Origin of the sequence: Streptomyces sp. 3211.6 (assembly GCF_003634815.1) — a bacterium.
In the GTDB taxonomy this organism is placed as follows: Bacteria; Actinomycetota; Actinomycetes; order Streptomycetales; family Streptomycetaceae; genus Streptomyces; species Streptomyces katrae_A.
This window is the reverse complement of the sequence record NZ_RBXC01000001.1, coordinates 276,118-297,593: the sequence shown is the minus strand read 5'-3', so window position 1 is coordinate 297,593 and position 21,476 is coordinate 276,118. Positions and strand designations below refer to the sequence as shown.

The 21,476-nt window shown below is 72.1% G+C and carries 23 protein-coding genes and 1 pseudogene; 9 read left to right on the top strand and 15 right to left on the bottom strand.

What is annotated here, in order from left to right; genetic code table 11:
* The first annotated feature begins 118 nt into the window (after positions 1 to 118).
* Positions 119 to 1,357 carry a G1 family glutamic endopeptidase gene (locus BX286_RS01550; RefSeq protein WP_100862102.1) on the top strand — a complete coding sequence of 413 codons (1,239 nt, stop codon included), beginning with the start codon at positions 119 to 121 and terminating at the stop codon, positions 1,355 to 1,357.
* A 47-nt stretch (positions 1,358 to 1,404) separates the two neighbouring features.
* Here BX286_RS01550 and BX286_RS01545 read toward each other — a convergent pair whose 3' ends face one another.
* The 3 genes and pseudogenes from BX286_RS01545 to BX286_RS01535 all read right to left on the bottom strand — a co-directional run bounded on the left by BX286_RS01545 (position 1,405) and on the right by BX286_RS01535 (position 3,413).
* Positions 1,405 to 1,596, bottom strand: a complete 192-nt coding sequence (locus tag BX286_RS01545; RefSeq protein WP_121014371.1) for a hypothetical protein — start codon at positions 1,594 to 1,596, stop codon at positions 1,405 to 1,407.
* Positions 1,597 to 1,756: 160 nt separating this feature from the next.
* Positions 1,757 to 2,585: pseudogene (locus BX286_RS01540) on the bottom strand (MFS transporter); the annotation flags it as partial.
* 186 nt (positions 2,586 to 2,771) lie between these two features.
* Complete coding sequence (locus BX286_RS01535; RefSeq protein ID WP_261993296.1) at positions 2,772 to 3,413, bottom strand: GNAT family N-acetyltransferase; 642 nt, start codon at positions 3,411 to 3,413, stop codon at positions 2,772 to 2,774.
* A gap of 182 nt (positions 3,414 to 3,595) precedes the next feature.
* On the opposite strand from BX286_RS01535, the gene BX286_RS01530 reads away from it, so the two are divergent.
* On the top strand, positions 3,596 to 4,054 hold the full coding sequence (locus BX286_RS01530) for a hypothetical protein (protein ID WP_079431287.1): 459 nt from the start codon (positions 3,596 to 3,598) through the stop codon (positions 4,052 to 4,054).
* A 154-nt stretch (positions 4,055 to 4,208) separates the two neighbouring features.
* Positions 4,209 to 5,300 carry a polyprenyl synthetase family protein gene (locus tag BX286_RS01525; protein ID WP_121014369.1) on the top strand — a complete coding sequence of 364 codons (1,092 nt, stop codon included), beginning with the start codon at positions 4,209 to 4,211 and terminating at the stop codon, positions 5,298 to 5,300.
* 57 nt (positions 5,301 to 5,357) lie between these two features.
* On the opposite strand, the gene pip is transcribed toward BX286_RS01525, so the two are convergent.
* Both pip and BX286_RS01515 read right to left on the bottom strand, forming a co-directional pair.
* A complete protein-coding gene (gene pip / locus BX286_RS01520) occupies positions 5,358 to 6,320 on the bottom strand; it encodes a prolyl aminopeptidase (RefSeq protein ID WP_121014368.1) in 963 nt (320 codons plus the stop codon).
* A 66-nt stretch (positions 6,321 to 6,386) separates the two neighbouring features.
* Positions 6,387 to 6,878 (bottom strand): RDD family protein, encoded by a 492-nt coding sequence (locus BX286_RS01515; RefSeq protein ID WP_079431289.1) that lies wholly within the window; start codon positions 6,876 to 6,878, stop codon positions 6,387 to 6,389.
* 317 nt (positions 6,879 to 7,195) lie between these two features.
* Between BX286_RS01515 and BX286_RS01510 the strand changes: the two genes are divergently transcribed.
* Positions 7,196 to 7,750 carry an AAA family ATPase gene (locus tag BX286_RS01510; protein ID WP_100862100.1) on the top strand — a complete coding sequence of 185 codons (555 nt, stop codon included), beginning with the start codon at positions 7,196 to 7,198 and terminating at the stop codon, positions 7,748 to 7,750.
* A gap of 92 nt (positions 7,751 to 7,842) precedes the next feature.
* Here the strand turns inward: BX286_RS01510 and BX286_RS01505 are convergent, their stop codons facing one another.
* Both BX286_RS01505 and BX286_RS01495 read right to left on the bottom strand, forming a co-directional pair.
* Positions 7,843 to 8,460 (bottom strand): hypothetical protein, encoded by a 618-nt coding sequence (locus tag BX286_RS01505; protein ID WP_121014367.1) that lies wholly within the window; start codon positions 8,458 to 8,460, stop codon positions 7,843 to 7,845.
* 162 nt (positions 8,461 to 8,622) lie between these two features.
* Positions 8,623 to 9,024 (bottom strand): GntR family transcriptional regulator, encoded by a 402-nt coding sequence (locus BX286_RS01495; protein WP_079431292.1) that lies wholly within the window; start codon positions 9,022 to 9,024, stop codon positions 8,623 to 8,625.
* A gap of 179 nt (positions 9,025 to 9,203) precedes the next feature.
* Between BX286_RS01495 and BX286_RS01490 the strand changes: the two genes are divergently transcribed.
* A complete protein-coding gene (locus BX286_RS01490) occupies positions 9,204 to 9,557 on the top strand; it encodes a hypothetical protein (RefSeq protein WP_121014366.1) in 354 nt (117 codons plus the stop codon).
* 19 nt (positions 9,558 to 9,576) lie between these two features.
* Here BX286_RS01490 and BX286_RS01485 read toward each other — a convergent pair whose 3' ends face one another.
* Complete coding sequence (locus BX286_RS01485) at positions 9,577 to 10,128, bottom strand: YceI family protein (protein WP_079431294.1); 552 nt, start codon at positions 10,126 to 10,128, stop codon at positions 9,577 to 9,579.
* Positions 10,129 to 10,327: 199 nt separating this feature from the next.
* Here BX286_RS01485 and BX286_RS01480 point away from each other — a divergent pair, with 199 nt between their 5' ends.
* Both BX286_RS01480 and BX286_RS01475 read left to right on the top strand, forming a co-directional pair.
* Positions 10,328 to 11,458: a hypothetical protein gene (locus BX286_RS01480; RefSeq protein WP_121014365.1), complete on the top strand. Its 1,131-nt coding sequence runs from the start codon at positions 10,328 to 10,330 to the stop codon at positions 11,456 to 11,458.
* Between the two features lie 104 nt (positions 11,459 to 11,562).
* Complete coding sequence (locus BX286_RS01475) at positions 11,563 to 11,943, top strand: hypothetical protein (RefSeq protein WP_079431296.1); 381 nt, start codon at positions 11,563 to 11,565, stop codon at positions 11,941 to 11,943.
* A 109-nt stretch (positions 11,944 to 12,052) separates the two neighbouring features.
* Here the strand turns inward: BX286_RS01475 and BX286_RS01470 are convergent, their stop codons facing one another.
* Positions 12,053 to 13,684, bottom strand: coding sequence for a serine/threonine-protein kinase (locus BX286_RS01470; protein WP_121014364.1), 1,632 nt, complete (start codon positions 13,682 to 13,684; stop codon positions 12,053 to 12,055).
* A 130-nt stretch (positions 13,685 to 13,814) separates the two neighbouring features.
* Positions 13,815 to 14,291: a DUF6194 family protein gene (locus BX286_RS01465; protein WP_121014363.1), complete on the bottom strand. Its 477-nt coding sequence runs from the start codon at positions 14,289 to 14,291 to the stop codon at positions 13,815 to 13,817.
* Positions 14,292 to 14,378: 87 nt separating this feature from the next.
* Between BX286_RS01465 and BX286_RS01460 the strand changes: the two genes are divergently transcribed.
* Positions 14,379 to 15,077, top strand: coding sequence for a MerR family transcriptional regulator (locus BX286_RS01460; RefSeq protein ID WP_261993295.1), 699 nt, complete (start codon positions 14,379 to 14,381; stop codon positions 15,075 to 15,077).
* A gap of 129 nt (positions 15,078 to 15,206) precedes the next feature.
* On the opposite strand, the gene BX286_RS01455 is transcribed toward BX286_RS01460, so the two are convergent.
* The 3 genes from BX286_RS01455 to BX286_RS01440 form a co-directional block, all read right to left on the bottom strand.
* Complete coding sequence (locus tag BX286_RS01455; RefSeq protein ID WP_121014361.1) at positions 15,207 to 15,773, bottom strand: hypothetical protein; 567 nt, start codon at positions 15,771 to 15,773, stop codon at positions 15,207 to 15,209.
* A gap of 832 nt (positions 15,774 to 16,605) precedes the next feature.
* Positions 16,606 to 17,475 (bottom strand): MBL fold metallo-hydrolase, encoded by an 870-nt coding sequence (locus tag BX286_RS01445; RefSeq protein WP_079431303.1) that lies wholly within the window; start codon positions 17,473 to 17,475, stop codon positions 16,606 to 16,608.
* Between the two features lie 301 nt (positions 17,476 to 17,776).
* Entirely contained in the window at positions 17,777 to 18,721 is a 945-nt protein-coding gene (locus BX286_RS01440) for a GlxA family transcriptional regulator (protein WP_261993294.1), read from the bottom strand.
* Between the two features lie 234 nt (positions 18,722 to 18,955).
* On the opposite strand from BX286_RS01440, the gene BX286_RS01435 reads away from it, so the two are divergent.
* Positions 18,956 to 19,780, top strand: coding sequence for a dienelactone hydrolase family protein (locus BX286_RS01435; protein ID WP_121014359.1), 825 nt, complete (start codon positions 18,956 to 18,958; stop codon positions 19,778 to 19,780).
* A 56-nt stretch (positions 19,781 to 19,836) separates the two neighbouring features.
* Here the strand turns inward: BX286_RS01435 and BX286_RS01430 are convergent, their stop codons facing one another.
* The gene (locus tag BX286_RS01430; RefSeq protein WP_237293229.1) at positions 19,837 to 20,448 is read right to left on the bottom strand and encodes a polysaccharide deacetylase family protein; all 612 of its coding nucleotides are present in this window, start codon (positions 20,446 to 20,448) and stop codon (positions 19,837 to 19,839) included.
* Between the two features lie 601 nt (positions 20,449 to 21,049).
* Positions 21,050 to 21,265 carry an e9imm peptide gene (locus tag BX286_RS01425; RefSeq protein WP_185117215.1) on the bottom strand — a complete coding sequence of 72 codons (216 nt, stop codon included), beginning with the start codon at positions 21,263 to 21,265 and terminating at the stop codon, positions 21,050 to 21,052.
* Between the last annotated feature and the right edge of the window lie 211 nt (positions 21,266 to 21,476).

Sequence of the window (21,476 nt, the reverse complement as noted above, 5' to 3'; positions counted from 1 at the left end):
CCGTCGACGCCCCGGTGCGCCGAGAGGAAGACATGGCCGCCGGCAGCCAACGCCCCTACCGTCCCGGTAGCCGGGGTACGGACACGCGCCCCGGAGGGACGCGACGCGAGGGGGGCCGGTGTACATCCAGGCACGACGGAACAAGGCGTTCGAACGGCGGCACACGTGGCACCTGTTCCTGGTGGCAGCGCTCGTCGCCACGCTGCTGACCGGCTTCGCCGGCCGGGCGTCGGCACTGCCGATCGGCACCGTCGGCGACGCCGGCTTCGAGGAGCAGAACAGCCGCGTCATCTCCGCTCCCTGGTCGGGCGAGGGCCCGGACTACAAAGGCATCGACATCGATCTCGGCTACCAGAAAACCGGCCGGAAGAACGCGTTCATCCGTACCTCGAGCCGTAACTGGAACGCCGTCACACAGAAGGTCCCCGTCAAACCCCAGACCGTGTACTACCTCGAAGGCTGGGTGCGCACCTCCGGGAACTACACCACCGGCTACTTCGGAGCCCGTGGAACGAACGGCCGCACGATCGTCCAGAAGAACTACGGAAAGGTCATCAGCAACGGCGCCTACCAGTTCCTGCGCATGGCCTTCAACTCCGGCACCAACACCTCCGTCACGCTCTACGCGGGCTACAACGCCCCCGGCACCGACTCCTGGGTCCAGATCGACGACATCTCCCTGGCGGACAGCCCGTACAGCAACTGGGCCGGCTACCTGGTACCCAGCAGCCCGGTCAACGCCGCGCCGCGCGCCGTGACCGCGGTGTGGACCGAACCCGCCTTCAGCTGCCGTCAGGAGAACCCCGACAACCAGCTCAGCGTCTGGGTGGGTCTCGACGGGTTCGACGCAAGCTCCACGGAAAGCCTGGTCCAGGTCGGCGTCCACGCCACCTGCCTGGGCGACCTCTACCCCGAGCACCGGGCGTTCTGGGAGGTCGTCAACGCGGGCGTCGACACGCGCGAACAGCCCGTCCCCATGCTCGTGCAGGCGGGAGACCGGATGTCGGCTTCAGTGGTCCGCAGCACCGCAGACCCCGCCGACTACATCCTCACCCTCGACAACCTCTCACGCCCAGGGCAACGCCAGACCCTGACCAAGAAGGCTCCTGCGGCCCGTTCGGAGAGCGCCGAGGTCGTCGTCGAGCGTCCGCACGTCTTCACGCTCGGTTCGACCTGGCCGCCGGCCGTCAACGTTCCGTTCTCCTACGTCACCGTCGACGGCGCGCCGCTGTCCGCCTACGACGCGCTTCCCCTTCAAGCACGCCAAAACGACACCGGGACCGTGTACAGCCCCTCGCCGGCCACCACGGACAGCGGCGGCTACAGCAACTTCACCCTCACCTCCCACCAGGGATGACACGCCGCCCCGGGCCTGAACGCCGCCGGTGTCTGCGGGGATCCGTGTCAGCGGGCGTGGTGCCGAAAGCCCCGCTGGTGGGGGAGGTCCGTCAGGCTGCGCGCACGGGCACGGCCGCCGGTGACCCGGCGGCGTCGGCCCGGGGAGGGATTTCGCCGCGCCGGGGCGCTGGGGGCCAGGGCCAGCAGGGCGACGAGGGTGAGGGCGGCGACGAGAATGAGCACGGTGACGAGGGCCATGTTCCCTTCCTTCCGTCGATTCTGACTTCCTGTCACCACGTGTTGTTGCCGCATCACCCTCCGTTAAACCCGCTGAGTGACTCCTGTGCACGGGGCTCCCTCGTTCCCCGGCCACCCCCGGGGCAACGAGGGCCGGGGGAGGGGGCAGCCGCAGCCGCCATCACTTCGGCGCCGCCGGGTCCGCTTCGGTGGCGACCGCCGAGGCGGACAAGAGCGTGGCCGCGGCCAGGGTGCCCCAGAGGGCGGCCGGCCCGTGCGGCGCGAGGGCGGTGATCACGGCCGACGAGACGGCGAGCCCGAAGCCGGAGGAGAGCTCGAAGCGGGCCAGGCTGCGTCCCAGGGCCCGGGGCGGAGCGAGGGCCGTCACCAGGGCGGTGGCGCTGCCGGCGTAGACGATCTCGCCGAGGGTGCAGACGACGGAGACGGCCGCGATGCCCGCCGCGGCCCAGCCCTGCCCGTGCCCGCCACCCTCGCCGAGCAGCGTCACCGTCAGGAAGCCGAGGTACGAGGCCGCGAGGACGACACCGGCGATGAACAGCGCGGTACGCCGGGCGTAGCGCGCCATCAGGACGGTGACCGGGACCTGGAGCGTGACCACGAGCACCGTGTTGGCCACGAAGACCGCCGCGGACCACACCGGCGACCAACGGGAGCGCGATCTCGGGGACGTTGAGGCAGAAGACGTACACCACGTTGGCGGCCAGGAGGGCGCGCATGCGCGGAGGCGCTTCCTCCTGCCCCGCTACCCCGGGGGACCGGTCCGCCCCCGCCCCCGGCCTCCCCGCGCGCACGCGCACCGACCACGCCAGGACGGCGGCGGCCGGATACGCCGCCGCGGTGACCCCCGCCGCCGCCCGCAGGGCCGAGGTCCCGCCCGCCAGGCAGGCCATGGCGAGGAGCGCCCCCGCCCCCAGCCCGGCGTTGCGCAGGGCGCGTCCCGCCGCGAGGGCGGTGTCGCGCTCCCGCCCGTGGGCGAGGGTGGCGACGATAATCCCCGGCGGGCGCACGACGCCGGCTACGGCACCTCGCGGCGTTGTCGGGACGCCCGAATACGCCCAGTATGCGGGCGCCCCTCCGCCTTGCGATGCACCGCATCTGACGCCGTGCGCTGATCCACCGGGGATTACTGGGCAGCCCTTGGCAACGGGCCGCACAGGCCCGGGGCGTAGGCGACGTCAGTCGGCGCGGCGGGCCAGGCTCGCCATGGGGGAGCGGAGGGTCCAGCCCAGGGCTTCGTACAAGGCCTTGCCGTCGGGGGTGCCCACCAGGACCCCGTCCCGCGCCCCCGCCTCCCGCGCGGCGTGCTGCAGCGTGCGCATCACCAGGGCGCCCAGGCCCCTGCGCCGCTGGTCCGGGGCGGTCTCGATCTGGTCCGGCACCGCGACCGGACCGGCCAGCCCCGCCTGACCCCGGGCGGCGAGCCGCCCGTCCCCGGAGCGGACCAGGACCTTGACCACCCCGCCCCGGCACCACGTCGTCACGGTGTACCCGGCCGGCGCCGGGCCGGGAGACGCCGGGGCGAGCGGAAGGGTCATCAGGAAGCCGGCGACGCCCATCTCCCACTCGTCCCCCGCCCAGGGCCGCACCACCTCGTCCGGGGCGAAGAGCTTGAGCCAGGTCGCCGGCGGGGCGGCGTCGGCCAGCTTCCGGACGTCGGCCTCCGCCGGCACGGGCAGCACATGCCGCGCGACCTCCTTGGAAACCCCCACCGCGACGGTCCAGCCCCACGGTTCGACGACCGGGTCGGCCGCACCGCGCGAGACGATCCAGCCGTCGATCCACTGCTTCACCCAGCCGGTGAGCTGCTCCTCGGACACGCTTCCCCCCACCTGTAATGATCCCATTGCCATAAGGATCATTACATCATTGCACAGGGGTACCACCCCGGCGGAGCCCTGAAGGTCGCCGAGTCCGCCGGGCGGTGTCCTTCCGCCGGAGCCCATGATCTACGGTCTCCTCTTGCACAGGTCTCACGTCAACTCACGGGGAACGTACACACATGCGCAAGACGGCAACCCTCACCATCACCCTGCTCGCATCGGCGGCGCTGCTGACCGGATGCGGCAGCGAGAAGAAGGACGCCGGCCCGTCCAAGGAGCCCGCTGCCCCGAGCGCCCCGGCCGGCGGCGGCGCGAAGGGCTCGGCGGCCAAGAAGAAGGGCGTTCCCCACCAGGTGGTCTTCGAGGTGGGCGGCACCGGTGAGGCCAAGATCATGTGGAACGGGAACACCAACCACTTCGACCAGGTGACGCTGCCCTGGACGAAGACGGAATCCATGCAGCTGGAGGACGCAGAGCTCAAGGTCGGCGTCACCGTGCTGGTGGTGCCGGGCTCGGTCAAGGGCGCGGACGGAATGCTCGTACCCGCCCCGTGCACCATCAAGGTCGACGGCAAGCAGGTCGCCGACAACCAGGGCGGCAAGTCGGCCGCGCCGTGCACGTACAAGCTCATGGACTGACGGCACACGGCCGAAGCGACCCGCCGCGCCGGAGCGGCGCGGCGCAGCCCCCTCCCCGGCGCCAGTCGTCCGTCCTGCGGGCCCGGGGAGGCGGGGCGCCCGGCCGGATCGGCAGGAGAAGCGCGCGGAGCGCGGAACGTGGCAGGCTGGGCCGGTGAACGACGCCCTCACCGCCGCCTGGCGGCGCGCGGCCGGCCATCAGCGCCGGTTCGACGCCCGCTTCGCCACCTACTTCGACTCCCTGACCGACCCCGCGGGCAGCCGCCTGGAGATACCCCGGCACGGCACCTTCGCCGCCCGCGCCCTCCAACTGGTGCGCGAGCTGTCGCTGCGCGGCGGCAAGCGGCTGCGCGTGACCCTGCTCCACGAAGCCGCGGGCCTGGTCACCGACGAGAGCGTTCCCGGACTGGACGAGGCCGCCATCAGCATCGAGCTGCTGCAGACCCACGGCCTGATCCACGACGACATCATCGACGACGCACCCACACGCCGCGGCGGACCCTCCACCTACTACGCGTACCGCCAGGACTTCCCGGACCGGCCCGGCACCGCGCTCGCCCTCGCCGTCCTCGCCGGCGACCTGGCCGCCTTCCTCGCCGGCCGCGTCCTGCTCACCAGCCCACTGCCCCCCGACCGCGCCCTGGCCATGGCCGCCGTCCACGCCGACACCGCGGCCGCCACCGTGGCAGGTCAACTCCTCGACCTGGAACGCGACTTCCACCCCGCGCCCGACACCGAGCTCCTGCACGAGGTCACCGAGTACAAGTCCACCCGCTACTCCATCCTCGCCCCGCTGCGTCTGGGCCTGCTCGCCGCCGGCGCCGACCTCGCCCCGCACGACGGTGAACTCCGCAGCTACGCCACCGCCCTGGGCATCGCCAACCAGATCCACGACGACTGGCTCGACCTGTTCGGCGATCCGCAAACCCTCGGCAAACCGGTCGGCTCCGACATCCGTTCCGGTCGCCGCAGCTACGCCGTCCGCGCATTCCTGGCCGTCTGCGACGCGAGCGAACGCAAGCTGCTGAACGACGCTCTGGGAGCCGCGGGCTGCGACGACGACACCCTCGACCGCATCCGTGCCCTCGCGCGAGCCCACGGCATCGACCGGCAACTGCGCGCCGACGCCGACCGCTACGCACGCCAGGCCGCCGCCCAGACCGCGACGTGGCGGGAGCACTGGCGGCCGGAGGCCGTGGCGTTCTTCGAGCACATGCCGGCCTGGAGCGTGACCCGCGACCGATAGCCGATCCCGCTCGGCAGGGGCTCTCGCAGATCTGGTGGGCGCGCCGGCCCTCCCGTCCTATGGCCGGCCGGCGAAACGGTCGAGGGCGCCGAGTACGTGGGCGGTGGTCGTATCGCCGCCCAGGTGCCCGGCGTCGTCGACGATGACCAGCTCGGCGTCGGGCCACGCGCGGGCGAGCTCCCACGCGGTGTCGAGCGGGCCCGCCAGGTCGAGCCTGCCGTGCACCAGGACGCCCGGGATGCCGGCCAGCCGAGGGGCGTCGCGGAGCAGGGCTCCTTCCTCAAGCCAGGCGCCGTGCGAGAAGTAGTGGGCGCAGATGCGGACCAGGGCCAGCTGCGCGGCCGGCGGGCGGTCGCCGTAGGGCCTGGAAGCGCCGTTCGTCTCCCCGGACAGGACCGCGTCCTCCCAGGCGCACCAGTCGGCGGTGGCCTTGCTCCGCACGGCGGGGTCCGGGTGCTCCGTGAGCCGCGCGTAGGCCGTGACGACATCCCCGTGGCGCGCAGTGCCCGGGGCACCCGCCAGGAAGCGTTCCCACTGTTCGGGGAAGAAGCGCCCCGCGCCGCGGTAGAGCCAGTCGATCTCCGAGCGCCGGGTGGTGGTGACGGACGAGATGACGATCTCCGACACCTGCCCGGGGTGCGCCTCGGCGTAGGCCAGGATCAGGGTGGAGCCCCAGGAGCCGCCGTGCAGCAGCCAGCGGTCGATCCCCAGGTGCTCGCGCAGGCGCTCCATGTCGGCGACCAGGTGCCGGGTGGTGTTGTACCGCATGTCGGTCGCCGGGTCGCTCGCGTGCGGGGTGCTGCGTCCGCAGCCGCGCTGGTCGAACAGGACGACGCGGTACCGCTCCGGGTCGAAGTACCGGCGCACGCCGGTGCCACAGCCTGAACCCGGTCCGCCGTGCACCACGAGGGCGGGCTTGCCGTCCGGGTTCCCGCAGACCTCCCAGTACAGGAGGTTGCCGTCACCGACGTCGAGCATGCCCTTCTCGTACGGCTCGATCGCGGGGTACAGCTCGACCATGTCCCATCCCTCCATGCGCAGAACCGACACCTCCCGCCGCGCGGCTTCCCGGATGGGGGAGCGGCCTCACCCCTTGGGCATGCGGACGACGACGGTGCCGCACACCTTGTCGGCGAAGGTCTGCTTCTTCTCGTCCCACAGCGGCCACAGCCAGCCGATGTGGCAGGGGAGGCTGTCGAGGACGTGGGCCAGCTTGCGGACGAAGGACCTGCCGAAGCCGAGGGTGCTGCCATCCGCCTCGCGGCGCAGGCTGATACCGACCGCCTTCTTGCCGATGCTCTGTCCCGTCGAACCCTCCTGGAAGATCTGGAAGAAGCCCATGGCGATCGCGTACAGGATACCGACCGTGAAGAAGACGCCGGGTCCGGCCGTGTCCGGATCGGCGGCGATGGCCAGGTCGATGAAGCCCAGGGCGTACATCGGGCCGAGGATGATCAGCGTGTCCAGCAGGTCGGCGCCCACGCGCAGGCCCCAGTGCGCGAGCTCCGGTGCCTGTGGGGGGTAGCCGTACGGCGGTGGCTGCTGGGTGCGGTGGCTGTTCGGGTCGTCGAAATTCATGACGAGTCTCTCCGAGGTCGAAAACGCGAACGGTGCGGACGGTGCGGACCGAGCGGAGAAACAGCACCACCTGCCCGGATCGCCCCCCGGGCAGTCGTGATGTGGATGCGTCATCGTGGTCGTCCATTCGATCATTTGTCCAATCGTCAGAGGCGAGGCGGCACGAGCCGATGGCCGGAATCAATGCATGCGGCCCTCCGCCGGCCCCGTACGAGGCACCGGACCGATAGGCTGGCCCCCGCGCCGCGCCCCCTCGGATCGCCCCACACCCAACCGAACGATTCCGGCGCACCGGCTCACCCTCGGGAGCTCGCCGCATGCCAGTCAGACCCACCATCGTGGTGGTCAGCGGACCGCCCGCAACCGGGAAGACCACCCTCGCGCACCGCCTCGCGCGGGAACTGGGATGCCCCGCGATCGTCCGCGACGAGATCAAGCAGGGCATGGTCATGAACGCCGCCGCGCACCGGGCCGGCGGGGACGACCCCCTCAACGTCCCGGCCCTGCACGCCTTCTTCGACACCCTCGGCGTACTCCTCCGGGCCGGCGTCACCGTCGTCGCCGAGGCCGCCTACCAGGACCGCATCTGGCGCCCCGGCCTCGAACCCCTCACGGGTCTCGCCGACCTCCGGATCATCCGCTGCACCGCACCCACACACACCATCACCGAGCGCATGACCGACCGGGCCGACTCGGACCCGCATCGAGCCGCACACGACGACCGCCGGCTCCTCACCGGCCTCTCCACGGGCGCCTACCGCCCCGAGGAGTTCGTCGACATCTCCCTGGCCGCGCCCACCCTCCTCGTGGACACGTCCGACGGATACCGCCCCGGCACGGCCGAGATCGCAGCCTTCGCCCGGGGCCGCTGACCAGGTGCCAAGTACCGCTGCCGGCCGCAGACGCAGCGCCTTCTCGGGGGCCGGGAGGCAGACCGCCTCCTCGCCGCAGCATCCCGCCCCGGCTACGGCACCCCCACCAACCCCCAACCGCGCCGGGCCGCCTCCCTGACCACATCGCCCCACTCACGCAGCAGCGCGGCGAAGCCCTCGAAGCTGTCCGGACGGCCCGCCCAGCCCTCGCACTCGGAGGCGAACGGCGCACGCAGTCCGTCGAGGCACGGCTCGACCCCATCCCAGGCCGGAACCTTCCTCTCCACTTCCTCCGGAGGGCAGACCAGAAGCAGGTGCGGACGCCGCGGGTCGGTGACCGGCGGGAAGAACCCCTCCCCACCGGTCAGCGCCGGATCATCGTCCGGATCCGCATCCCAGATCAGCCCACCGAGGAAGGCGTCCATCGCCTCCCGCACGGACACGTCGGCCAACGGGCGCATGTCCGCCCATCCGTCGCCGGCGCGGGAGTGCGGGCGGTAGGAGCCGGTCGTGGTGAAGAACTCGTACGCGGCGCACCACGCCGCCCCCGGGCCCGGCGGCCACTGCCACCCGCCGGACCGCCCGTACCTCAGGCTCTCGTCACCACCGGGCGGCCAGACGGTCCCGTCGAGCGCGTCGATCCGTTCCCCGACGGGGAAGGCGCCCAACCGCCCCCAGTCCGCCATGAACAGCGTGAGGTCCAATCCCATGAGCCGCAGCATAGGCAGCGGCCCGCACGCCCCGAAGCGCGGGCCCTCGTCCACCGCCGCGTACGCCCCCGCGCCCGGCGGGGAGCCGGAAGGGGCAGTCGCGCAGGGCCCAGCCGCTGCGCCTGAACCTCCGTCCGAGGCCGTGCACTTCTAAAACTGCCGTCATGTCTCGTCCCCCTGATTGGTTTCGTCCTCGGATCCGGTCAGCACGGCGGTGAACAGTGCGGTGATGTCGTCCTCCTCCAGTCCCGCGCGCCGGGCCCGCGCCAGCCACCGGGCGAGCTCGGTGCGCAACGCGGCGTCGGCGGCGCCGCCTTCGCCGAGCGTCCGGCGGACGAAGGTGCCGAGCCCCCGGCGGCCCTCCACCAGGCCCTCGCGTTCGAGTTCCCGGTACGCCTTGAGCACGGTGTTGGGGTTGACGGCAAGTGCCTCGACCACCTCGCGGGCGGTGGGCAGCCGGTCCCCGGGTCGCAACAGGCCCAGTCGCAGGGCCTGTTTGGTCTGCTGCACGATCTGGAGGTAGGTGGCCACACCACTGCGCCGGTCGATGCGGTACTCGACCACGTCGACTCACCACCCTTTCACTAAGGAAGTAGTGAAAGGGGCGTCGGGAGGGGCGGATGTCCATGTTCCCGAAGCCGGGGCATCGACCGCGGCCGCCCCGTCCCGCGGCACGTTCCGCGGAACCTCCCCTTCCGTGAACGGCGGCTCCGATACTGGACGCCTACACGAAGGAGCCGACCGTGACGTACGACGAGCAACAGCTCTCCGCCCTCCTCGACGAGCTGCCCGGGTACAGCGACGCCCGGTTCTGGCGTGCACTCAAGAACGCCGCGGGCCTGCCCCGCATACGGTCGACGATGGCCTCCGCCGTGCGCGCGGCCCGGGGCGGCGACTTCGCACCGATGGCCGCCTTCGTCCTCGACGTCTTCGACCGCGATGCCCGCCTCAAGGAGCTCACGCAGGCCCTCGCCGGCCACCTCGGCAGCACGCTGAGGGCACATGCATGGATCAGCGACGCCCTCGTGGTCGCCGGCCGCGTCAAGCGGGCCGGTACGGGGGGTGACCCCCTCGGCAAGCTGTCCGGCAAGTGGTGAAGCGGCCGGCGGGGCACCGCTAGCCCTGCTTGATCGCGGAGATGTCGAACTCCAGGACGACCTTGTCGCCGACCAGCACGCCGCCGCCTTCCAGGGCCGCGTTCCAGGTCACGCCGAACTCCTTGCGGGAGATGGTCACCGATCCTTCCAGGCCGACCCGCAGGTTGCCGTAGGGGTCGACGGCATTGCCTGTGTACTCGAAGTCGACGGTGACCGGGCGGGTGGTGTCCTTGATGGTCAGGTCGCCGGTGACGCGGTACTCGGTGTCGGAGTGAGCCTCCACCGACGTGCTGCGGAAGGTGATGTCGGGGAAGTTGGGAGCGTCCAGGAAGTCGTTGGTGCGCAGGTGCTGGTCACGCTGCTCCACCCCGGTGTCGATGCTCTCGGCCTTGATCACCACCTGGACAGTGGAGCGGGCCGGATCGGCGCCGTCCAGGTGGGCGGTGCCTTCGAACTGGTGGAAGGCACCGCGGACTTTGGTCACCATGGCGTGGCGGGCGACGAAGCCGATCCGGGTGTGGGCGGGGTCGAGGACGTAGTCCCCGGTGAGCTCAGAGAGTTCGACGGTCATGGTCAGGTGCCTCCGAAAGACCGGGATCCGGGCGCCGGTACGCCCGGATCGTTCCGGACCCACGCTAGGACCCAACCGATTCCCGCCCCGGCCTGACGCACCGGGGCGGCGGACTGCATTTGGGCCGGCGGTCTCGGGCCACCGAGTCCGACTCCGTCGCGCCGCGTCGGAGGAACCGCAGGGGCGTTAGCCTTCCCCGGTGACAGACACTTTCGTCGACGCGTGCGACGCCTGGCTCACGCTCACTTCCACCAGCGACGTCGAACGGAGAGTGGGACTCTCGTGGCTGTCCGGGCTGTGCTTCAATCGCGCGGCGCCCGTGAACGTGCTCCTTGACCTCCTGGACGCTGACGAACCCGGTCTCCTGTGGCGTGAAGACCTGCCACCCGACGTCCTGGACGCGGCGGTCGTCCACACCGGAAGGCGTGTACGTGCCACCGCCGCCGACTGCGGCCGCCTGGCCGAGGAGCAGTGGGAGCGGCTGATCGCCACCGCTCAGAGTCCGCGCGAGCGACAGCTGCTGACCGAATTCGCGGAAGAGGACCTGGCAGCACGGCGGCTCGCGCGCGGCGGCCGTGGCATCGGACGCGCTCCGCACCCCGGTGCCGCACCGCCCGCGACCCCCGATGAGATCGCGGCCGCAGCCGCCGAGATGCCCGATATCGATCCGGACGGCCATACGACCGGGCTGTGGTGGGTCGGTGCTCTCCACGACGACGCCGAAGCCATGCGCCGGCTCGCAGCTTCGCCGAAATTGCTCGTACGCCGCAGCGTTGCGCGGGCAGCGCGCCTCCCCGAGGACGTGGCTGCCTTGCTCGCTCGCGATGAGGACCGCGTGGTACGGCTGTTCCTCGCCGAGTCCTGTGACGACGCGCCGCCGGAGGTGCTTTTGGAGGTCGCATCGTGGTGGGACGGCAGCCTCTCCTTCCCGGGCCGGCCGCGCAGGCACCCGAACTTCCCGCGCGACGGCCTGCTGCGCTACGCGACCGACCCGAACCCGCGCCTGCGGGCACTCGCACTCGACGACCCCGCAGCCACGGGCGCCGTGATCGAGCAGCTGAGCCTGGACGCAGACCCGCTCGTTCGCATGGCCGCCGGCGAAGACCGCCGGCTCTCGCCGGACTCCTTGCGACGGCTCACCGCCGATCCGGACCAGGCCGTGCGCCGGCGGGCCTGGAAGAACCCGTCCCTCCCGCCGGATGCGCTCGTGAGACTCCTACTCGATGCCGACAGCGCCGAACACGCCGCCCACAACCCTGTCATCCCGATCCCCGTCATGCGCCACATGGTCGCCGTCGGACGACGTATCTCAGGGTCGCAGGCCTGCTGAGTCACGGGCGTAACCGCGACATCCGCCGCCGCAGGGGTTGGACCGCTCAGCCCTGGGCAGGCGCGAGGAGCGAGTCATTCCGTCGATCCGAGGAGGGCGACCTGATGTCCACAAGCCCGAAATCGCACGTCCCGCACGGTGAGGGACCCGGCCGGCACGAAGGCACCGAGCAACACGGCTGGTCACCGGATGTCGACGCCACCCACACGCAGGACAACCCCAGCGCCCGGCGCTCCTTCGACACACCGCCCGAGAAGGCCAGGGGTCAGACGGGCAAGGCAGCGCCGTCCGACGGCGCCGACGAGGTGGTACCGGTGGAGAGCACGTCGCGCAGCGGCGAGGACCTCGCCAAGGGCAGCCGCAACAAGGGCCACCACGACCTGGGACCCCGCGGCCGCTCACAGCGTCCGAGCGGCGGCAAGGACGACGACGCCTACACCGGCGTGGACGCCCAGGAGGGCCCCAGGAAGCTGCGCAAGGGATGACGCCTCCCGCAGCCTTGGTGCCGCCCGCTCCTCCGCGTTCTGCAGGACCCGGCCCCAGAGGTCCGCGGACAGCAGGTACGCGGCCCAGCCGACCGGCTAAGGACAGCTCCTACCGCTTCTGCCAGAGGGTGAGTCGGGTGGCGTAGTCGGGCAGGTTGCCGTGTCCGGTGGTGATGGCGGTGATTTCCAGCATGGCCAGCTGCCCGTCGGTGGTGACCGTGCACATGAGAGTTCCGACGGGCAGGGTGGCGGGAAGGTCCTGTGCCTTGATCTCGGAGGGCAGTACGTCAGCCTGCGCGCCCTGGAGGCACTGCTGCGGCGTCTTTCCGGTGCTCTTGCCCATCGGGGTGTAGAACTCCCACCTTCCCCCCGATACCTCGCTGAGCATGATCTCCCTGCCCGGGGAGTCCTGCACGATTTCGGGAACGTCGAGGTCGACCCTGACGATGTTGGCGCCGCCCGGCGAGCGCAGGACAAGGGGTCGGTCCCGGAAGACGACGGTGTACCCGGAGTCGTCGGATGCGGACGGCGAGGGGGATGCGGGCGGCTTGCCTTCGCTCTGCTCAGGCGTGTCGACGTGGGTATTGCCGGAGTGGGACACCGCCCACGTCAGGGCCGCCGCCAGGACGACGGCCGCGGCGGCGGCCACGAGACCGGCCCGCTTGCGGCGTGGGGCGTCCGGTGCGGTGGGGGGATGCGTGGACGGTGCCGAGGTCGGGGCGGAGGCGAAGGTCGGGCTGTGCGGTGGACGCGGTGGAGGCTGTGCCGAATCGGCGACCGTCGGCTCCGGCTCCGCCTTCGGCTGGGGCTCCCGTTCCGGCTCCGGCCTGAGTGCGGCATGCCTGCGGGCGGTCAGTTCTTCGGCCAGAGGGTCCGGCAGCCAGCGGGTGAAGTCGTCCAGCCTGCGGCCCGTCGCCCTCTCGCACAGGGCGGCCAGTTCCCCCGGGGTGATGCGGCGGGCCGGGTCATGGGAGAGGCAGCGTTCGAGCAGGGGGCGGAGCGTGTCGTCGTAGAGGTCGAGGCGGGGCGGGCGCTGGGCGGTGTTGGCGATCTGCGCGGCCAGGGTGAGGGCGCCGCCGTCGCCGTAGGGGTGGCGGCCGGTGGCTGCGAGGGCAGCGATCAGGCCGAGCGAGAAGATGTCCGAGGCCGGTCCGACCGGTTCGCCCAGGGCGTGCTCGGGGGACATGAACTGCGGCGTGCCGACGACGCCGCCGGAGGCGGTGAGCTGGGTCGCGTCGGCGGCGCGGGCGATGCCGAAGTCGATGACGTACGGGCCCTGGTCGCTCAGCAGGATGTTGCCGGGCTTGAGGTCGCGGTGCACGATGCCGGCCGCGTGGATCGCCTCCAGTGCCCGGGCGGTGCAGCCGACCAGCTGGAGGACCGCGGGCAGCGGCAGCGGGCCGTGCGCGGTGAGGGCCTCGTGCAGCGAGAGGCCGGGGACGAACGCGGTGGCCAGCCAGGGCCGCTCGCCGGTGGTGTCGTGGTCGAGGACCGGGACGACGTGGTAGCCCTGGACCCGGCGGGCTGCCTGGACCTCCTGTTCGAACCGCCGACGGAATCCTGGATCGTCTCCGTATTCACGGCGGACTGCTTTCAGCGCGACGGGCTGCCCGCCGCGCGTGCGGGAGAGGTAGACGGTTCCCATGCCGCCCTCGCCGATTCGGGCCAGCAGCCTGTATCCCGAAATCTCCAGCGGGTCCTCCGCCCGCAGCCGCGCTCCCGCCCCGTTCCCCGCTGTCATGCCCGGACCGCCCCCATCCCATGATCGTCGCCGTAAGGGTAGTGGAGGCCAGGGACGGGGACTGCCGGGACGCGGCGATGGGTGTCGCCCGACGGGCAGGCGGCCGGCCGTGGGGCGGGGCGGGGCGATTTCAGCAGGTGGTCGATCGGGTGCGTCGCTCGTGGCGTGCGCGTGCCAGTCCATGGGCCGTGCGCAGCAGTTCACGGGTCGCGGCGTGGGTGCGTTCGCCCGGGTTCACCACCGTCAGCCAGCCGGCGGCGCCGTAGACGGGGTGCGCGATGACGGTGTCGGTGGCGCTGGGGTCCGGCTCGGTGCCGGACGGGTCGCGGGGCGAGCGGCCGGTCCACTTGCGGAACGCTTCCTGCCCGGCAGCGATGTTCACGCGGAAGGTGTCCGGCCGGTCCAGGCGCGACGCCTCGTCGCCGGGGTAGTCCTTGGTCACGATGGTCGCGAAGGGCTGGGCAGCCGTCGGGGTGGTGCCGTCGGGTGCGTAGGAGAAGAAGGTGTCGCCCCAGCTGATCTCCGGTGTGCCGTCGCCGGGTGCGGGCTGGGTGATCAGGACGCCGTCGAGGCCGCCCACGAAGCCGATGATCTCGTCGATGGTCATGTGCTCTAGCGTTGCATTGAAGTGCTTGTGGAGAGTTGAAGGCCTGAACAGAGGGAATGCAGGATGGTAAGTCTCAAATCAGGCCATTTGCGTACTGCTGCCGTCGCGCGACGCACGGGGTACTCCGTCCAGCAGATCCGCAACCTTGAGCGCGACGGCGTGCTTCCCCCGGCGACACGCACGGCCACCGGCTACCGGATCTACGCGGAAGTGCACCTGCAGTCCGCACTGGCCTACCGGGCCCTCGCCGCCGCCACGGGGCCCACCGAGGCGAAGAAGATCGTGCGTGCCTTCCACCAGCTCCCCACCGCCCCGGCTCTGGCCCTGCTCGACACCGCCCACGCCCGCCTCGCCGCCGAGCGCGCCGAGCTCAGCCAGGCCAGAGAGGCCGCCCGCGCGATCTCCGCCGAGCGCATCGAAGACGTGCACCCCACGGACGCGATGACCGTCTCCGAACTCGCCGCTGCGCTCGGCGTGCGTCCGTCGACCTTGCGGCACTGGCACGCGGAGCAACTCGTCGTCCCGGACCGGGACCCGAGTGGAACGCGGCGGTACACGCCGGCCCAGGTGCGCGACGCACGGATCGTCCACCAGCTCCGCAAGGCCGGGTACCGCATCCCGCCCCTTCGGGCCCTCATGCCGCAGCTGAGGCGCACCCCCCGATCGCCGGACGTCGCAGCTGCCCTGACCGCCCGGGACGCGAGCATCACCACCCGTTCCAGAGCCCTTCTCGACGGCGGCGTCGCACTCAGCGCGGTGCTCTCCCTGCACGCGCAGACGGCCTGAGGCAACCGATCAGGGAACAGGGCTGACCCACGAACGCTGGGGGAGCGGCGCCGTCCTCGCCGTAGTCCCCCGTCGCGTCGGCCCCGACCGCATCCCGAGCAGCGCGAGCCGGCCGATGCCGGGTGGCCGTCAGCCTGCCCGCCTGCGGCGCCGGTGCTTGCGGACGGGCGTCGGCCCCGGTCTCGGCAAGGTGGCCCTTGCTGCCGGGAGCGTGCACGGGAACGACGACCCCGCCGTCGTCGTGCTGACCGGCGGGGATCCGACGATCAGGACGAGGCGGTAGCGCTCCGGCTCGCTGCCTCCGGAGTGGTCCACCGTGACGGAGAACTCGCCCCAGCCCCCGCCCGCCTCGAACGACTCCGGCACGTCCTCCAGCCCCAGGACCGGCGCCTCGGCGGCCCGGGCGCCATCCGCCCCCTGAGCCGGAGCCGGAGCCGGAGCCGGAGCGGGGTTGGGCGGCGGTGTCGGGGTGGCCGTCGGTTGTTCGGGCGAGGGCGTCCCCTCCTCCGGGGGATGTACCAGCGAGGTGGACGGCCGGTCCTCCTCGGCGGGCGACCCGGCGTCGGCCGCCGAGCCCCGGCCCGGCACGCTCGCCCCGGTGTCGGACCGCTCGGCCGCGATCGAGGGGGCGGCCCCGAGGGCCATCGGTGCCATCGCTGCGACCACGGTGGCCGCCGCCATGTGCTTCACGTTCACTTCTTCGTCCCTACCTGGTGCGGTTGCTCTCTCACCTTCGACCGGGGAGGACGTCCGGCAGTAGGGCGGTCGACCCGATGAGCCCATAGACCGAACCTATGCACGCCGGAGGGTGCCGGATGCCGGCCACGGCGCTCCTCATAGGAGGGGCCTATGGATGCATCGGCCCCCACCCCCTGGGCAGCGGATGCCGAGGCGGCGATGCCGGCCGAGCCCCCGGACATCCGGGGAACGAGCAAGAGACGGCCCGGCCGACTGGGCCGGACGTGATCGTCACGGAAGGGCGCTGGTGGATGGGGGACAGGCCTGCTGGAGTCAGCCACGACACGACACGGCACGGCACGGCACGCCTAGCCACGGCACGACACGACACGGCACACCAAGGCGCCGCCACGAGAGCGTGCGCCCTCGCGGTCGCCCGCCCGCCCGCCTTCGCGCCGACCGCTTGCGGCGAAGGCATCCGAGCGCCTGACCCTGCTCTGCGAGCGCGCTGGGCGCACGGCGCTCACGGGTGCAGATGGTTCCGCGTGACGCCGGAGAGCACAGCCGCAGTGGCCCGACTACTGCGGCTCCGTTCGCTGGTGTCCGTGGCCGTCGAGCCGGAACTCAGCCCCAGAGCCCAGCTCCTTCAAGACGACTTCACCGCGTTCGTGGCCCCGCTGCCGCCTGGCGAACTGGCACACAGGAACTACCCCGGCGGGGCCGACACGCTCTTCGAAGTCACGGATGCCGGGATTCTCCCTGATGCTGGCGGACACGGCGCACGCATCCCGCGCCGTCGTACCGGACGCGGACGGACTGACGCGGCGGGCCGGATCTCCGGCCTGTGCGTTCACCAGCGCACGGCGGTGAAGTCGATCGGCCGGGGGCGCAACAGCCGGGTGCGCTCCGCCAGCGCGCTCAACCGCCGGGCCATATCGTCGGCGGGCAGCCGGCGGCGGTCGCCGTGACCGGGGAGGACCCATTCGAACCGGAGCCGTCCTGCCGCCCCGGCCAATGAGGCGGCCAACTCCTCGATGGAGTACCAGGTCACGCTGTCTGCGACTTCCAGATCGCCCGTGGTGCGTGACCAGTAGAAGCTGTCCCCGCTGAAGCAGTACCGGTCATCGGCGAGGTAGAGCACGCTGCCGGGAGTGTGGCCCGGCAGCGGATGGGCGGTGACACCCGCACCGACCTCCAGCGGCTCGAGACCGCGGATCACCCGGTCGGCGTCGGGTGCCGCATCGAGGTCGCCCTCGTGGATCCACAGCCGGGCGCCGAAGTGGTCGGCGTAGCGGCGGCCGTGTGCGGCGTGGTCGCGATGGGTGAGGAGCACATCGGTGACGGGGCCGCGAGCCGAGTACCGCTCGGCGAGCCGCGGACTCCAGCGCGGCGTGTCGATCATCATGACCGTCCCCGAGGGCCGCAGGAGCAGGTAGGAATTGGCCCCGGCGGTGTGCTGCGAGTTGTGCCCGCAGAGCAGCACGCCGCTGTCCAACTCCATCGGGAAGGGGTCGAGCCGCTGGTCCGGCCGCTGGGAGGTGTGCCGGATCGAGCGGGTGGGGCAGGCGAAGGCGGCCGCGTGTAAGCGCCGCGTCTCCGCTTCGTCGCGCGGCGGGCGCAGGATCTGCGACTTACCGCCGGCCTCGCCGATCAGCTCGGGCGCGAGCTGTCGTGCGACATCACAGTTGAAGCAACGGTCGTCCACGTACCAGCCGTCCACAACAGGTCTCCGTTCCAGGCGGGGGAGGGGGTCGATGCCCGATGCGGGCCGCCCTCCCTGGATACCCCACCCACGGCGGGAAGCGGTAGGCCCCGCCGATCTTGCGCTTCCGGACGCGACGCGCTCTCTCCGAACCCATGGACCCCAAGCCCCCGGCGCGGTCGAACGCTGTGCCGGGCCGCCTTCCTCATCCGGGGCGCCGTGCCACAGTCCACGGTCGTGGCGGCTCGCCGCCCGAGCCCCAGCCGCGGCGGGGAACCGGGCTACCCCCGGGGGTGTGCGTGCAGCACGCACCCCCCCTCTACCGGGCGCACGCCGTACCGGTTCCGGTGCCGGTACCGGCACGACTCCGACGGAACGCCGTCCGGTACGCGCTCGGGCGGTGGCCGGTGTGGCGGGCGAAGAGCGCCGCGAAGGTGCCGGGGTCCTGGTATCCGACGGCCGCCGCGACCGCGGCGACGGTGTGGTCGGTGGACTCCAGCAGATGGCGGGCCCGGCGGACCCGGGCGGCCTGGAGATGGACCAGCGGGCTGTGTCCGGTCTCCTCGGCGAAGCGGCGCAGCAGCGTGCGGGTGCTGACCTGGAACGCGTCCGCGAGTGCGGCGAGGTCGTACCGCTCGGCGAGGTTCTGGTCGAGCAGCCGCATGACCCGCTGGGAGAACTCCCGGCCTGGCTGCGGCAGGAGCCGGGGATCGACGTACGGGGTCTGTGAGGCCCGCGCGTCCTCGAGGAGCGCGACACGGGCGGTGGCCCGGGCCACGCCGGCGCCGTGCTGCCTGCGGATCAGGTCCAGCGCGAAGTCGTACATCGCGCTGAAGGCGGCCGTGGTCGTCACCCCCGTGTCGGTGACGACCAGGTGCTCGGGCTGTACTTCCGCCTCGGGACAGCGCCGGGCCAGTTCCCCGGCGTGCAGCCAGGAGGTGGTGGCCCGGCGCCGGTCGAGGAGGCCCGCCTCGGCGAGCAGGAACGCGCCGATGCACAGCGAGACGATGGCGGTGCCGGCGGCGGCCTGCGCCCGGATCGCCGCGGTCTCCGGGGTGAGCCGGCCGAGCAGGGCGTCGAGATCCGCGCCCGCACGCAGCTCGAAGCCGGGGACCACGAGGACGTCGACCTCACGCACGGGCCGTACGTCCAGGCTCGCGCCGCCCGAGGCCGTGACCCGGCGCCGCGGCGAGACGACCGACACCCGGTAGCCCGGCGCGTCCGGCCCGGCGACGTGGCCGGCCATCGTCAACAGGTCCGGCACACCGAACACTTCGGACGCGAAACAGCCCGGGTACGCCAGGACCCCGACCCGCAGGTCCCCCGCCCCCTCGCCGCCCCCCGTCGGCCGCCCCTCTTCCGCCCCCACCCGTCCCCCCGCCTGCCCTTGCCCCGCCCCCACCAGGATCAGGATGAGGATGAGGATATGGCGAGATCACCTCTCATCCTGGCGATCCCGCCCCTCACCCGGCAGCCGGTTCCGCGTCAGGCTGACCCCATGACCGAAGACGATCCGATCACCGACTTCACCCGCCGGACCGTTGCCGTGGAGGGGGTGGAGAAGACGGTGTACGTGGCCGGGGCCGGCCCCGCGGTCGTCGTGCTGCCCGAGATGCCGGGCATCAGCCCCGACGTCCTGCGGCTCGCGCGGTGGGTGCGGGACGCGGGCTTCACCATCCACGTGCCCTCCCTCTTCGGGACGGACGGTGCCTTCCCCACCGTCGAGGGCGGCCGGGAAGTCGTCCGCCGCGCATGCGTCAGCGCGGAGTTCCGCGCCTTCGCCGGGGGCGGCACCAGCCCGGTGACGCTCTGGCTGCGCGGCCTGGCGCGTCAGGCCCACGCGGAGTGTGGCGGGCCGGGGGTGGGGGCGATCGGGTTGTGCTTCACCGGCAACTTCGCCCTCACCATGGCCCTGGAGCCCGCCGTGATCGCCCCGGTGGTCAACCACCCGTCGCTGCCGCTCGACGACCCCGGCGGAATCGAACTCGACCCGGCGGACGCCCGCGCGGTGCGCGACCGCCTCGACCGTGACGGACTCACCGTCCTGGCCTACCGCTTCGAGGGCGACCGGTGGTGCACGGGGCAGCGCTTCGCCGCCTACCGGGCCCTGCTCGGCGAGGCCTTCGACGGCCGCGTCCTCCCGGACACCGCCGCCAACCCGACGCCGCCGCCCTTCTTCGCCGACCTGGTCGGCACACCGCACAGCGTCGTCACGGCCCACCTCGTCGACGAGGCGGGCCACCCCACGGTCCAGGCACGCGACGAGATCCTCACCTTCCTCACCACCCGCCTGCACCCGCAGACGGGCCGCCGCGTCACATGACGGGGTGACGGCGAAGGCGTCGTCTTCCGGCAGCCGGGAAGGCGGACCATGCCCGGTTACGTCGCCGCGAGGAACTCGCGCAGGTCCACGATCTTGTACCCCTCCTCCACTGCCGCGTCGATGATTCGCGGCAGTGCCTGGGCGTCCAGCACCACCCCATCACCCGCGCTGCTCCCGACATGCATCTGCAGGACGGCCCCCGGCCCCAGCGAGCCCACCGCCCTGCGGACCACCTGGTTCACGGTCATACCGCCGGCCTGCCCCAAGTAGCCGTTCGTGTCGTTGGTGAACTCGATCGCCGCGTAGCCCATCTCGTTGACGTCCGCGACCGAATCCTCCGTGGTGGAGCTGTACGGGAAACGGAAGAACGGCAGGGGCTCGGCCTGGGACGCCTTACGGATCGCCGCGTCCGCCGCGTGGACCTCCCGCGCCCGCTCCTGGGTGCTCAGGTCATCGAAGTACGGATGGCTGTACGAGTGGTTGCCCAAGCCGTGTCCGGCCTCGGCCATCGCCCGCACGGCCGCCGGATGGGCCTCGGCGTACATCCCCGTGGGGAAGAAGGTGGCAGGCGCCTTCCGCCGGCGCAGCTCCGCCAGGACGGTGCCGAGTCCGCTCTCGTCCCACGCGGCGTTGAAGGTGAGCGCCACCACCTCCCGCGATGTCGGCAACCGCCGGATCTCCTGTCCGAGCAGCGAAGCCGGCGGCCGAGGAGCCGCCACGACACCGCCTTCCCGCCCCCGGGCAGCCGACGCGGCCACAGCGCTCGAGCCGGCCACCAGCCCCACAGCCGGCAGCGCCGCCAGCACGGCGCGTCGTCCCACATCCACCGCGGTCGCTCCCTCAGGCACCGCGCCGCCCCGCGCGGCGCTTCCACGATCGTGCAAGACCAGAGGCACGGAACCCCGCGTAGCCATGCCGCGCACCCGGGTGACCCCGTACACCGACGGGGCCAGGGCCATCCCTCCGAGGGGGGACGGTTCCCCCCTCCCCACCCCGTCGGAGCCCGCCCCCCGTGCCCACGACGGTGGTCTGGGGAATCCGCCGAGCACAGCCTCGGCACACCCGCCGCCTATCCGCCGTCGGTGGCAACAGCCGTCGTGGGCCGATGCCGGCGGTTGCGGGTGCCTCCTCTTCTCCTGAGGCCGCTCCTGAGGCCGCCACAAGCAGTCCAGAGCGGTCGCCACGCGCTACGACAAGCGCGGCTCCGTCTGCCTCGGCACGGTCGCCGCAGCAGCCGTGACCATCTGGCTCCGGAGCCGAGCATCGACCTCACAGGGCGATCGGCCGATAGGCCAGGGCCTGCTCGACCACTTCAGCAGCCGAGAGATCCCGCTCCGGCGGCCAGAAGATCAAGTCACTGACGTGGCCGGTTGGACATGCCAGGGCTCTGTCGAGCATCTCCAACCACCCGTCCACCTCTTCTTCGGAGGTGTAGTCCGCATCCATGATCCGCTGCACGACGGCAACGGCCGCAGTCCGGCTCATCTCCACTGCAATCACCCCCCTGTTCTGGGTCACCTTAACGAGGCGGGCGATCGGCCGCGCAAGTCGCAGGGGCGGTGACAACTGCGGCGTGAGCACCGGCGGCGTGATGCTGCGAGGACGCCGCCGGCGAGCAGGGCCTCATCGCCATGGCTCTCATGTCGCTCGACTGATGATCGAGCTCGGGGCAGTCGCCGGGCCTATACCGCCTCAG